Source organism: Pyxidicoccus sp. M15 (assembly GCF_056858435.1).
The window spans coordinates 4200551-4213845 of sequence record NZ_CM166495.1 but is presented as its reverse complement, the minus strand read 5'-3'; the positions used below and the strand labels follow the sequence as shown (position 1 = coordinate 4213845).

10 protein-coding genes are annotated in these 13295 nt (G+C 70.3%); 3 read left to right on the top strand and 7 right to left on the bottom strand.

Translation table 11 applies throughout. The features are described 5' to 3' along the window. Positions 1-2142 (bottom strand): methionine--tRNA ligase, encoded by a 2142-nt coding sequence (gene metG / locus ACX9TP_RS15875; protein ID WP_482980568.1) that lies wholly within the window; start codon positions 2140-2142, stop codon positions 1-3. Positions 2143-2257: 115 nt separating this feature from the next. Here metG and ACX9TP_RS15870 point away from each other — a divergent pair, with 115 nt between their 5' ends. Beyond that, on the top strand, positions 2258-3070 hold the full coding sequence (locus ACX9TP_RS15870) for an NRDE family protein (RefSeq protein ID WP_482980567.1): 813 nt from the start codon (positions 2258-2260) through the stop codon (positions 3068-3070). Between the two features lie 122 nt (positions 3071-3192). Here the strand turns inward: ACX9TP_RS15870 and ACX9TP_RS15865 are convergent, their stop codons facing one another. From ACX9TP_RS15865 to holB, 4 genes are all read right to left on the bottom strand, one after another. Beyond that, positions 3193-5103: a M4 family metallopeptidase gene (locus tag ACX9TP_RS15865; protein ID WP_482980566.1), complete on the bottom strand. Its 1911-nt coding sequence runs from the start codon at positions 5101-5103 to the stop codon at positions 3193-3195. Between the two features lie 336 nt (positions 5104-5439). After that, positions 5440-5901 carry a hypothetical protein gene (locus ACX9TP_RS15860; protein WP_482980565.1) on the bottom strand — a complete coding sequence of 154 codons (462 nt, stop codon included), beginning with the start codon at positions 5899-5901 and terminating at the stop codon, positions 5440-5442. Between the two features lie 95 nt (positions 5902-5996). Beyond that, a complete protein-coding gene (gene holA / locus ACX9TP_RS15855; RefSeq protein ID WP_482980564.1) occupies positions 5997-7316 on the bottom strand; it encodes a DNA polymerase III subunit delta in 1320 nt (439 codons plus the stop codon). Continuing rightward, positions 7313-8347, bottom strand: coding sequence for a DNA polymerase III subunit delta' (holB, locus tag ACX9TP_RS15850; protein WP_482980563.1), 1035 nt, complete (start codon positions 8345-8347; stop codon positions 7313-7315). Before holB ends, holA begins: the two co-directional genes overlap by 4 nt. Positions 8348-8430: 83 nt before the next feature. Here holB and ACX9TP_RS15845 point away from each other — a divergent pair, with 83 nt between their 5' ends. Both ACX9TP_RS15845 and ACX9TP_RS15840 read left to right on the top strand, forming a co-directional pair. Next, positions 8431-9924: a cyclic nucleotide-binding domain-containing protein gene (locus ACX9TP_RS15845; RefSeq protein ID WP_482980562.1), complete on the top strand. Its 1494-nt coding sequence runs from the start codon at positions 8431-8433 to the stop codon at positions 9922-9924. Between the two features lie 246 nt (positions 9925-10170). After that, positions 10171-11568, top strand: coding sequence for an MATE family efflux transporter (locus ACX9TP_RS15840; RefSeq protein WP_482980561.1), 1398 nt, complete (start codon positions 10171-10173; stop codon positions 11566-11568). A gap of 7 nt (positions 11569-11575) precedes the next feature. Here ACX9TP_RS15840 and ACX9TP_RS15835 read toward each other — a convergent pair whose 3' ends face one another. Continuing rightward, complete coding sequence (locus ACX9TP_RS15835) at positions 11576-11953, bottom strand: Rieske (2Fe-2S) protein (RefSeq protein WP_482980560.1); 378 nt, start codon at positions 11951-11953, stop codon at positions 11576-11578. 10 nt (positions 11954-11963) lie between these two features. Then, positions 11964-13277 carry a homogentisate 1,2-dioxygenase gene (gene hmgA / locus ACX9TP_RS15830; protein WP_482980559.1) on the bottom strand — a complete coding sequence of 438 codons (1314 nt, stop codon included), beginning with the start codon at positions 13275-13277 and terminating at the stop codon, positions 11964-11966. Positions 13278-13295: the final 18 nt, after the last annotated feature.

Below are 13295 nucleotides of genomic sequence, written 5' to 3'. Positions count from 1 at the left end.
TCACTTCACCTCGCTGCCCGGCGGCATGTCGCCCGGGTCCAGCAGCGACAGGTCCTTGCCGCCGGTGCCGGCCGTCAGGAGCATGCCGCGCGATTCGATGCCCCGCAGCTTGCGCGGCTTGAGGTTGGCCACCACCACCACGCGGCGCCCGGTGAGGGACTCCGGCGCGTACGCCTCCGCGATGCCGGAGACGATGGTGCGCGGGCCCGTGGGCTCGCCCAGGTCCACGGTGAGCTTCAGGAGCTTGTCCGCGTCCTTCACCTTCTCCGCGACGACGACGCGACCCGCCTTGAGCACCACCTTGGCGAAGTCCGCGTACTCGATTTCCCCCGGCGCCTCTCCGGCGCCCGCCCCGGGCGAGGCCTGCGTGGCACCGGCGCCCGCGGGCTGCGGCGCGGCGGCGGGCTTCTTGTCGCTCTCCACCTTCTTCTTCTCCTTGCCCCCGGCGGGCTTCGCGTCCGCGGCCTGCGGAGCGCCTTCCGGGGTCTTGATGATGGCGTTGACGCGCTCCGGCTCCAGCCGGGGCAGCAGCGGCTCCGGGGTGCCGGTGGGACGGCTGCGGTCCAGCAGCGGGTACTTCGCGCCCTCCAGCGCCTGGAACGTCAGCGCCGGCGCGCCCAGCTGCGCGAAGAGCTTCTCCGACAGGCGCGGCGTCACCGGGGCGAGCAGCGCGCCCAGCAGGTACACCACGTCCGCCACGTCGGACAGGTCCGCGCGCGCGCCCTCGGCCGTCTCCGGCTTGCGGACGGCCGCCCACGGCGCCTGCGTCTGGACGAAGGCGTTGGCGGCGGAGGCGATGTCCGTAATCACGCGAATCGCGTTGCGGTACTCGAGCTTGTCGAACGCGGCGCGCACCTCGGGCACGCGGGCGAGCGCGGACTCCACCAGCGCGCGGCCCGGCCCCTCGGCGCGGCCCGGCGCCAGCCGCTTCTCCAGCGGCCCGGCCAGCAGCGACAGGGCGCGGTTGGCCAGGTTGCACACGTTGTTGACCAGCTCGCCGTTCACCCGCTCGCGGAAGTCCTTGAGGCTGAGGTCCAGGTCCTCCACGCCCGCGCCCAGGTTGGCCGCGTAGAAGTAGCGCAGGTAGCTGGGGTCCAGCTGGTCCAGGTAGTCCCGCACCGGCACCATGGTGCCGCGGCTCTTCGACATCTTCTCGCCATTCACCGTGAGGTGGCCGTGCACCTTGATTTCGTTGGGCACGTGCAGGCCCGCGACGTTGAGCACGGCCGGCCAGAACAGGGCGTGGAAGTAGACGATGTCCTTGCCGATGAAGTGGACGATGCGCGACGGGCTGCCCGCGTCCCAGTAGTCCAGCGCGCTCTTCGCCTTCCCCGTCTCCTTCGCCCACTTCTCCGTGGTGGCGATGTAGCCGATGGGCGCGTCCAGCCAGACGTAGAAGAACTTGTCCGTCTCGCCCGGAATCGCGAAGCCGAAGTAGGGCCCGTCGCGGCTGATGTCCCAGTCCGCCAGGCCCTTCTCGAAGAAGCCCTGGAGCTGGGTGGCCAGGCCCGGGTGGATGAAGCCGGGCCGGCGCAGCACGGACTGGAGGAAGTCCGCGTGGCGCGACAGCTTGAAGAACAGGTGCTCGGAGTGCTTGCGCACCGGCGGCGTACCGCACAGGGCACAGCGGGGCTCGATGAGGTCGGTGGGCGCGTAGGCCTTGCCGCACTTCTCGCAGGCGTCGCCGTACTGGTCCGGCGCCTTGCAGTTGGGACAGGTGCCCTTGATGAAGCGGTCCGGCAGGAAGCGGCGGTCCTTCTCGCAGTACGCCTGCTCGATGTTGCGCCGCTCGATGTCGCCCTGCTCCTTCAGCCGCCCGTAGATGAGCTCCGCGTAGTGGCGGTTCTCCGGCGAGTTGGTGGAGTGGAAGTAGTCGAAGCGGATGTCCAGGTCGTGGAAGTCGCGCTGGTGCTCGTCGTGGAAGCGGGCGATGAACTCCTCGGGCTTGAGGCCCTGCTTCGCCGCGTTGATTTCGATGGGGGTGCCGTGGGTGTCGTCCGCGCAGAAATAGACGACGTCCTTGCCGCACGAGCGGAGGAACCGGACGTAGATGTCGGTCTGGACGTACTCGACGGCATGGCCGATGTGGACCGGGCCGTTCGCGTAGGGCAGCGCGCTGGTGACGAGGATTCTCTCAGCCATGGATTCTCCTGAGGGCGGCGGACCTTAGCCGCTCGGGTGGCCCAGGTCATCGACGGCGTGAGGGCCCCGGGCACGAATGCGCCGAGGGGCCGGAGATGTTATCGACCGGATACGCATGTGCACCATCGTCATCCTCAACCAGGTCCACCCGGAGTGGCCGCTGGTGCTCGCGGCCAACCGGGACGAGTTCTACGCCCGCCCCGCCACCGGCCCCCTGGTGCTTCGGGAATCTCCTCGCACCGTCGGCGGGCGCGACGTGGAGCGCGGTGGGACGTGGATGGGTGTAACCCACGAAGGAGTGTTCGTCGGCCTGACGAACCAGAGGGGCGGGCGAGGCCAGGGTCCGGCCCCCCGCTCGCGGGGCGAGGTGGTGCTGCGCGCCCTGGAGGCGGGGAGCGTGGAGGCCATCGAGCGCTATCTGGACACCCTGCCCGGCGACGAGTTCCTCCCCTTCAACCTGCTCTACGGGGACGCGCGACGGCTCCGGGTGGCCTACGCCCGGCCGGGCGAGAAGCGGCTGCGGCGGGAGGACGTGCCCCCCGGCATCCACGTGCTGCCCAATGACGTGATGGACTCCCCTGCCCTGCCCAAGGTGGAGCGCGCCCGGCTGCTCGCGGCGGAGGTGGCGCACCGGCCCTGGCCGGAGCTGGAGGCCGGGCTGAAGGCGCTGCTCGCGGACTCGACGCTGCCGGCGGCCGAGGAGATACCGATGCCGGCCACCGGAGAGGACCTGCCGCGCGACTTCCTCCGGCAGTTGCAGGCGCTGTGCATCCACACGCCCGCGTATGGCACGCGCTCGTCGGCCATCGTCACGCTCACGCCGGGGCGCGTGGGGCACTACCTGGCCACGGAAGCGGCGCCCTGCGTGGGCCCGTGGAAGGACGTCACCGGGCTGCTCGCACCAGCGTCCGAGGCCACCACGGGCTGAAGCGCCGCGGCGGGCGCTCCAAAAAAGAAACCGCCCCCGAGGCACGAGGCCCCGGAGGCGGAATCTGGAGCAGCGGCGGACCGGGCCTTCAACCGCCCGGACCCGCCATGCTTCGCTTCAGGCTAGTAGGTCGCCCGCAGCGAGGTGCCGCTGTAGCTCGTGTAGCCGCGCAGCATGATGTAGAAGCGCTGGTTGGTCGACTGCGCCGCGAGGTTGCACGTCTCGTTGTTGCCGTTGAGGTACGGACGGCAGTTGTACGAGGTGGTCGTCGGGGCCGCGCCGATGCGCACGTACATGTCCGCGTCACCCGTGCCGCCGCTCATGACGAAGGACGAAGCGCGGGCCGCCGGCACGTCGATGCAGAAGTGCTGCTCCGAGCCCGAGGCGCCGGAGATGCCCGTGCGCGTCACGCCGTTGCTCAGCAGGGTGCAGGCCGGAGGAGGCGTCGTCACGCCCACGCCCACCGCTTCCCAGGCCTTGGCCACCGAGTCCTGGATGGCCGCGCTGTAGCCCAGCTGCGAAGCCGCCGTCACGGTGTACGTCTTCGCCTGGGCGAAGGTGGTGGACGCCGTGAAGAGGTCCGTGTTGGCCTTGTAGAAGATGCGGGCGGCCACTTCCACGCCCACGCCGGCCACGTTGATGGTCGTCTTGCTGCGCGGGTGCGTACCACCCGTGGAGAGCAGCTTGAACGCCAGGTTGGCGATGCCCGAGTTCCAGTGCACGCCGCCGTTGTCGGAGGAGCCGACGTAGCGCTCGGGGTAGTAGTCCTTGGACGAGCCGTCCTGCGTGGGGTTGGCCATGTAGCGGAGCGCGTCACCCGAGGTGGCCGGCGTCCAGATGTCCTCGCCAATCTTCCAGACGTCCGCGTCCGTGGCCCAGCTGCGCGTCCAGCTCTCGCACACGGCGGCGAAGATGTCGGACATGCCCTCGTTGAGGGCGCCGGACTCGTTGGAGTACGTGAGGTTGGACTCGGACGACGTCACGGCGTGCGTCAGCTCGTGCACCGTCACGTCCAGGTCGCGGCCCAACGGGCCGGAGTTCACGCCGTCGCCGTCGCCGTACACCATCTGGCTGCCGTTCCAGAAGGCGTTGACGTAGTTGCTGCTGTAGTGGACGGTGCTGCGCAGCTGCGCGCCCGCGTTGTTGTACGAGTCGCGGTTGAACAGCGTCTTGTAGCAGTTGTAGGTGGTGCCCAGGTGGGTGTAATTGTCGTCGATGTGGGTGTCGCCCGTGGCCGCCCCGCCCTCGCTGCGGCGCAGGGTGCCCGGCAGGCTGCTGCCGTTGTTGGCGCTGTACACCGCGCGGTTCATGGCCGCGTGGATGTCGGTGACGCGGTCGGCGACGACGCCGGTGGTGGCGTCCACGAAGACGTGGTCGCGGATGGGCAGCTCGGCGCCCTCACCCGTCACCACCACCTCGTAGGCCAGGGTCAGCTTCTGGGCGTGGCCGGCGCGCAGGTAGACGAGCCGGGGCTGGCCGTCGATCTCGAGGCGCGTGCCCACGGTGTTGCGCAGGGCGGCCGTCATCGCGGACTGGGCGGCGATGCGCGCCCGCGCGGGGACGTTGAACTCGCCGTCACGGGCCGAGCCGTTGGCCATGACGATGTTGCCTTCCGGGTCCAGGTGGATGGCCAGCTCCTGGCCGACCACGGGGAGGCCGTTCTTCAGCTGGTTGTAGCGGATGTGGGTGAAGCCCTGCTCGTCCACGTTGACCCGGCTCACCACCAGGTCCTCGGCGCGCAGGCGGAAGGAGCCGGCGATGCTCGGCAGCATGGCGCTGACGGCGCGCACCGTGTCCGCACCCGCGAAGCCGCGGACGGCGCTGTCCACGGTGCCCAGGCGGCCGCGGATGAGGAAGGGAACACCGTCATCGTGCCGGCCCACCACTTCGGCGCCGGGCATGGAGGCCAGCGAGCTCGTCACATCCGACAGCTCGTCGGTCTTCTGCGAGTCCTGAGACGTCGCGTCACCGCTCATCTCGCAAGCGGTCAGGGGGAGGGCCAGGAGGGCGGCAAGAATACGGGTTCGAACCAAGGGGAATGGCTCCTTTGAACCCGCCTGCGGGGCGCTGGCGGGCGCTTCCCCTTGAGCACGGTTCGGGCCAACGCCTTGAGCCCCAGAGATGCCCTCTATAAGCCCCGCGCCTGCCCACCCTCTGGTGGCACACGGATGTCCCGCACCGCACCGCGCGAATGTATGAGGTATTTACAGAAAAGCCCGGAAAACGAGTTCCGCCTCTCGGGAACTCCAGCTTCCAGTCCTGTCCTGTCAAACGACACACCGTCAGTGAGGGTGTCCATTTTCAGGGCAGGCGCCGATTATAGCCAGAAAGTGCTTTGGATTGCAACTTTACATGGGTGGCAAATGCCCTCAGCCCGACACTGTGGGGCCCGGCTCACCCAGCAGCACGCGGGCGCGCCCGTCCATGGAGAGCTTCACCTCTTCCACAGTGGCGAAGCCGGCGGAGCGGGCCAGCTCGGCGAGGTGCCGCATCCACGGGTTGTAGGGCATGCCGTTGTCCGAGCAGCACGGCACCACGGCGAAGGGCAGCCGGTGCTTCGCCGCGTACTCGATGATGACGCGGGTGGCGCCGTCCGGGTGCATGCCCACCACCAGCTCCGCCTCGCACGGCTCGTCGAGGGTGAAGATGCGCTGGGCGTAGGTGACGGGCAGGTGCTTGTGCCGCAGGTCGAACGTGGTGACGGCGCGGCCGCGCTGGGTCAGCGCCTCGTTGAGACGCCCCTGCCCGCCCGCGACGTCGAAGACGCGAGGGGCCGCGAAGCGCGACACGATGAAGTCCGCGAAGAGGTCGAAGCGACGCTTGTCCGCCATGGCGGGCCTCCTCTACCCGAAGCCGGGCGCCCGCGCACCCGGAAGCACCTGGGCGGGGGCCCGGGCCGGCGCCCCCTCCCCTCCCCGGGGAGCGCTCACGCGGCGCGGATGCACACCGTGGCCAATAGCCGCTCAATCACCAGCCGCCCGTTGGCCGAGGACTTGAGCGCCAGGTCCGCGTCCGCGCAGGCCACCAGCGCGCCCAGCAGCTCCCGCCGCTCGTAGCCGGCTGCGGCCTTCATGCTGAAGGTGAGCGCCCAGGCATTGGGCATCTTCCGCTTCGTGCCCTTCAGCTCCGTCTCCAGCCGGGGCAGCACGCGCGCCTCCACGTCCTTCGCGGTGCGCGGCGGGTTGCCCCCGGCGTAGCGCCACAGCCACTCGTGGCTCTCCAGGAGCGAGCGGACGATGGAGGCCACCGCGCCCAAAAGCTGCAGCGCGTGGGTGCCCTGCCCCATGGCGTCCGTGGCGTAGGCGAGCGCCCCGCCGAAGTCGCGCTTCTGCAGCGCCTCGGACAGCTCGAAGAACTCCTCCTCGCGGGCGTGGTGGACGAGCATCGCCACGTCCGTCTTCTCGATTGCGGGCCCCTCCGAGTAGGTGGCCAGCTTCTCCAGCTCGGACTGGAGCAGGCGGATGTTGCCGCCGATGCGCTCCTTCAGCTCGTCCAGCGCGCCGGGCCCGAGCTTCTTCTTGAAGGGCGCCAGGAACTCCTTCGCGATTTCGGAGAGGTCCAGGTCCTTGTGGCGCGCGGCCACCTTGCGCTCGACGACGTGGCCCTTGTCGTGGGCCAGCTTCACCAGCGGGCTCTTGGCGTCCACCTCGGTGGCGGCCATGACGAGCGCGTGCCCGGACGGCACGCCCTTCTGGATGAGCTCCAGCAGCGCGGACACGTCGCCCTCGGGGGCGGTGATGCGCTCCTCGCGACAGAAGGCGGCCGCCTCGTGCAGGAAGGCGACGTCCGCCTCGGCCAGGTCCACGTTCAGCTCGTCCTTCCACTGCGCCACGGAGGGAGCGCCGGGCGAGCCCGGGTCCAGCTGCTCCACGCCCCAGCCCGCGCGCGCCGCCAGCGCCAGCAGCCGCCGCGCGCCCTCCTTCCGCTTGCCCGCCTTCCACGCCTCGCGGGCCTTGCCCAGCGCGTCCCCGCGGCCCTTCTTCGGCGCGAGGAACTCCGGGTCCCTCACCAGCACCACCTTGCGCCCGGGGAACAGCGGCATGGTGGCCAGCTCCTGCGCCACCTCGCGGGGGCTGCCCGCGTCCAGCACGGCCAGGTTGAGCCCCATGGCCGCGTCCGGCACCAGCTTCTTCACCAGCTCGTCCGCGTCCTTGCGGACCAGGAACTCCTCGCCCCACAGGAGGTACAGCGGCGCCACCTTGCCCGCCTTCACCTCCGCCAGCACGTCATCGAGTTCGGCGCTCACCGTGCGGCCTCCGTGAACAGCTCAATCAGCATGCGCTCGAGTTGCAGCCGCGGCGCGCCGTTGCGGGCGATGGCCGCGCGCGCGCCCTCCAAGAGCGCGTGCCGCCGGTGCAGCAGCGCATCGGAGGAGCGAGCGGCCGCCTCGCGCGCCAGGTCCTTCAAGTCCCGGTTCGCGAGGCCGTCCTCCAGCCCCGCCCGGGCCAGCGCCACGTCGCGCGTCCACAGCACCAGCAGCTCCAGCGCGCCTTCCGCGTCCTCGCGCGAGCCGCCGTGCGCCTCCGCGAAGCGCAGGAGGCCCACCGCGTCCTCGCCGCGCAGGGACTCGAAGGCGGTGACGACGTCCTTGCGCCGGGAGAGCGCGTCCACGTCCAGCGCCAGCGCGCGGCCCAGGCTGCCTCCGGCCATGATGGCCGCGAGCGCGGCGGTGTCCGCGTCCAGCTTGCGCTCCTCCTGCACGCGCCTGGCGACCAGGTCCACCGGCAGCGGGCCGAAGTGCACCTTGCTGCACCGGCTGCGGATGGTGGGCAGCAGCTTGTCCATGGCGCTGGCCACCAGGATGAGCGTGGTCTCCGAGGGCGGCTCCTCCAGCGTCTTCAGGAAGGCGTTCTGCGCCTGCACGTTCATCGCCTGCGCGGAGACGATGATGGCCACCTTGCGCTTCGACTCCAGGCCGCGCAGCGCCAGCCGCTCCTGGAGACCCCGAATCTGCTCCACCCGCAGCTCGCGGCTGGGCGTGCCCGTGAAGTCCGAGCGCCCCGCCAGCCCACGCGACACGCGCTCGTCGTCCGGCATCACCCAGGTGACGTCCGGGTGCAGGCCCTTCGCCACCCGCACGCAAGCCGCGCAGGTGCCACAGCCCACGCCCGGCTGCTCGGGGCAGGTGAGCGCCTGGGCCAGCCCCACCGCGGCCAGCTCCTTGCCCACACCCTCCGGCCCGGCGAAGAGATACGCGTGGTGCACCGCGCCGCCGCGCAATGCCGCCTGGAGTGCATCAATCGCGCGCGGCTGTCCCTGTACCGATGCCAGCGTCATGGGGCGTGTATCCCCGGAGGCGTGTCACCCGTCAACAAGCCTGCCTTGACCCTCCCGTAACGCGCTGGTGACATGCGGACGCCTTGCTTTCCCTCCTCCAGAGCAACCTGTCCCTGGCGCTGGGCGCCCTGCTGGCGGTCATCCTGCTGGCGGTCCGCACGGCGACCGGGGACAAGCACCTGCAGCGTGACTTGAACGGCGCCATCCGGCTGCTCATCGCCTTCCTGGTGCTGAGGACGGTGGCGTGGGCGCTTCCGGACACGGCGCCCAGGCTCCTGAGGCAGGGGGTGCACGTCGGGTGGATGCTGACGTTCGCCTTCGGCGTCATCCGGGCGAGCGTGGGCTTCGGGCTGAAGCTGATGCGGCTGCGCGCGCGCTCGGAGGCGCCGCCGAAAATCCTCCGGGACGTCATCGACTTCACGCTGTACGCGCTGGCCGCGGTGCCCATCCTCAAGACGCAGCTGTCGCTGGACCTCACCGGCGTGGTGGCGACGTCCGCGGTGCTGTCGGTGGTGATGGGCCTCGCGCTCCAGGAGACGCTGGGCAACCTCTTCGCCGGCCTGTCGCTGCAGCTGGACCGGCCCTTCGAGGTGGGGCACATCATCCGCATCGGCAACCATGCGGGGCGCGTGGTGCACATCGGCTGGCGCTCCATCCGCCTGGCCACCTTCCGGCGCGAGCTCATCACCCTGCCCAACAGCATGGTGGCCAAGGAGCTGGTGCAGAACTTCTCCGAGGACCAGGAGCCGGTGGGCGTCGACGTGGAGGTGAGGATTGCCCACGACGCGCCGCCCAACCAGGTGAAGGCGGTGATGATGGAGGTGATGCGGGAGATTCCGCAGATTCTCGTGGAGCCGCCGCCCCTGGCCCGCACGCTGGCGTACGACGAGTCGTGCATCCGCTACATGGCGCGCTTCTTCCTGGCGGACTACGCGCTGGCGGACGCGGTGAAGGAGGACCTGCACACGCGGCTGTGGTACCGGCTGCGCCGGGAGAACATCGACATCCCCTACCCGCAACGCACGGTGCACGTGCGGCAGCAGGTGGCGCGCACGGAGCTGTCCGAGGACACGGTGCGCAGCCTCTTGCGCGCGGTGGACCTCTTCCAGGGGCTGGGCCCGGAGGAGCTGGACAGGCTGCGCCAGGAGGTGGTGGTGCACCGCTTCGGCAAGGGCGAGCGCATCATCCAGGAGGGCGATGACGGCCGCACCTTCTACGTGCTCGCCTCGGGCGAGGTCAGCGTGCGCGCCGGGAAGACGCAGGCCGAGGTGACGCGGCTGGGACGCGGCGGCTACTTCGGAGAGATGTCGCTCTTGACGGGCGAGAAGCGCGCGGCCACGGTGGTGGCGGTGGAGGACTCGCTGCTGCTCGAGGTGGACCGGCCCACCTTCGCGCGCATGTTCGAGCAGTACCCCGGGCTGGCGCGGCAGCTCTCCGCGCTGCTGGCCCAGCGGCGCACCCAGCTTCGCGCCCTGGCCCAGGCCGGCGGCGGAGGCGCGGACCCCATCCCCGCCGAGGTGGGCCGCATCCTCGGAAGGCTGCGGCAGATTTTCGGGCTCAGCGCGACGCAGGACTGAGTGGAGCACGGCGGGGCTCGCGGCACGACAGGCGCCAGCACGGGCTCGCGCGCCTCCCGCGAGCCCGGCGCGCGAAGGGACATGGCGAGGTTTGCCCCTCGCGAGCCACGAGCACGGTGCCTTTCCCGCGAGCGAGCAGGAAGGCAGGCACCGGACGGTGTCCGCCGATGTCACTCGACGCGGCGCGGCAGTCATGCGAGATGCGAGGCGTGCCGGGCGCATGCCCGACGGAGTCGACCCATCCCGATGGAAGTCGCAGTCGCGTCGTCACCCGCTTCGCCGCCGCTGGGCCTGTTCCGCCTCACCTGGCCCATCCTCCTGGAGCTGCTGCTCTTCATGCTGATGGGCACGGCGGACACGCTGATGCTCAGCGGCGTGTCCGACGACGCGGTGTCCGCGGTGGGCGTCGTCAATCAGTACGTCTTCATCTGCATCCTCATCATGGAGGTCATCGGGAACGGCGCGGCCATCGTCGTGTCCCAGTACCTCGGGGCGCGCAGGACGCAGGAGGCCTCGCGCATCTCCGCGCTCGCCATCTCCCTGAACCTGGGGCTCGGCGTCGCGGTCAGCTCGGGCCTCTTGCTGTTCGGAGACCGCATCCTGGGCGGCATGAACCTGCATGGCCCGGTGCTGGCCCATGCGACGACGTACCTGCACCTCGTGGGCGGGTTCCTGTTCCTCCAGGCGCTCATCAACGTCTTCTCCAGCCTCCTCCGGACGTATGGCTTCACGAAGCAGTCGATGTTCGTCTCGCTGGGCATGAACGTGCTGCACGTGGGCGGCAACTTCGCGCTCATCTTCGGCCACTTCGGGCTGCCGGCGCTGGGCGTGTCCGGCGCGGCCATCTCCACCGTGGTGAGCCGCGCCGTCGCGCTCGGCGTCTTCGTGTGGATGCTCTACCGCGTCATCCCCGTGCGGATGGTGCTCCGCGACTACGTGACACTCTCCAGGGAGTACGTCCGCAAGATTCTCAAGGTCGGCGTCCCCTCCGCGGTGGAGCAGCTCACCTATCAGGCCTGCCAGACGGTGTTCCTGTACTACGTGACGTTCCTCGGCCCCGTGGCCCTGGCGTCGCGGCAGTACGCGCACTCCATCTCGCAGTATGTCTTCCTGTGCAGCCTGGCCATTGGCCTGGGCACGTCCATCCTCGTCGGGCGACTGGTGGGCGCCCACCGCACGGAGGACGCGTACCGTCAGGCGCTGAAGGGCCTGAGGTGGGCGCTCGGCATCACCCTGGTGGTGGACGTGGCCGTCATCCTGGTGCGCGTGCCGCTCATCCGCCTGTTCACGGACAACGGCGACATCCTCCAGGTGACGTCGCAGGTCATCGTCCTCGGACTCCTGCTGGAGACGGGGCGGGCCTTCAACCTCGTGCTCATCAACGCGCTGCGCGCCGCGGGCGACGCCACCTTCACCGTCTACATGGGCTTCCTGTCCATGGCCTGCATGAGCCTGCCCCTGGGCTACGTCCTCGTCTTCAAGCTGGGGCTGGGCCTGTCCGGGGTGTGGCTGGCCGTCGCGGCGGACGAGTGGTTGCGCGGCATCACCATGTGGCTGCGCTGGAGAAGCCGGGCCTGGGAGAAGCAGTCGCTCGTGGAGCCGGCGACGCACCCCGAGCCCGCCACGGTGGCCGTCGGCGCCTGAGCGGTGCTCAGGCGGTGATGACGTAGCCGCCCTCGACCTTCACCGGCCAGGGCGTCAGCCGCGCTCCCGCGCACGGACCGCCGACGCAGCGCCCGTCCACGGGCTGGAACAGCGCGCCGTGCCAGGAGCAGACGATGAGCTGCTTGTCGGGGGTGAGGTACTGGTCCAGCTTCTGCGCCAGCGGCAGGCCGGCATGGGGACACCGGTCCACGTAGCCGTGGACTGCGTCGCCCTGGCGCACCAGGAAGCCGTGGAAGTACGCGTCGCCAATCTGCAGCACGAGGTTGCGCGCGCCCGGGTCCTGGAGCGCCGCCAGCGGCAGGAGCTTCACGTTCGGCGGGGTCGCCGTGAGCCGCTCCCGCGGCGGCTGGGGTGCCTCACTCACGGACCGCGCCTCAGGGCAGCTTCGCCTTCTGGAAGCCCGACCAGCAGTGGTCGTAGTCGGACTGCAGCGTCGGCGTCTCCATCGCGAAGCGCGTGGGCCGGATGACCCACCGCGACTCGAACATGAAGGCCAGCGTGTCCTTGATTTTGTGCGGCTTCAGGTCGGCCTTGATGGCGCCCTCGTAGCTCGCCTGGTCCGGCCCGTGCCCGCTCATGCAGTTGTGCAGCGACGCGCCGCCCGGAGCGAAGCCGCCGGCCTTGGCGTCATAGACGCCGTGCACCAGCCCCATGAACTCGCTCATCACGTTGCGGTGGAACCAGGGCGGCCGGAAGGTCTGCTCGGCCACCATCCACCGCGGCGGGAAGATGACGAAGTCGCAGTTGGCCGTGCCGGGCGTTTCACTGGGTGACGTGAGGACCGTGAAGATGGACGGGTCCGGGTGGTCGAAGCTCACCGTGTTGATGGTGTTGAAGCGCGCCAGGTCGTACTTGTACGGCGCGAGGTTGCCGTGCCACGCCACCACGTCCAGCGGGGAGTGGTCGAACTGGGAGGCCCACAGCCGGCCCATGAACTTCTGCACCACCAGCGTCGGCCGGTCCACGTCCTCGTAGGCCGCGACGGGCGTCAGGAAGTCGCGCGGATTGGCCAGCCCGTTGGCGCCGATGGGGCCCAAATCTGGCAGGCGGAAGAACGCGCCGTGGTTCTCACAGACGTAGCCGGAGGCCGGCCCGTCCGGCAGCTCCGCGCGGAAGCGCACGCCGCGGGGCACCACGCCCACCTCGCCCGGCGCCAGGTCCAGCACGCCCATCTCCGTGACGAGCCGCAGCCGCCCTTCCTGAGGCACGAGGAGCAGCTCGCCGTCCGCGTCGTAGAACACGCGGTCCACCATGGACGCGTTGGCGGAGTACAGGTGGATGCTGATGCCCGCGCCCGTGGCCGGGTCGCCGTTGCCGCCGTAGGTGACGAGCCCGTCGACGAAGTCCACCTTTCCGCCGGGCGCCGGCTGCGGATTCCAGCGCAGCCGGTTGGGCGTGACGGGAACCTCGTCGAAGGGGCCGCTGCGCAACAGCCCCTGCGGATGGGGCTGGTACGCGGGGTGGTTGGCGCTGGGGCGGATGCGGTAGAGCCACGAGCGCCGGTTCTCCCGGCGCGGCGCGGTGAAGGCCGCGCCCGACAGCTGCTCGGCGTACAGCCCGTACGGCGCCCGCTGCGGCGAGTTCTGCCCCTGCGGGAGCGCGCCCGGGACGGCCTCGGTCGCGAACTCGTTTCCGAAGCCGGACTGGTAGGCGCGCGGGTGGGCCCCGGGTTGGGTTTCGGTGGTCACCGGTGTCTCCTTCCTCGA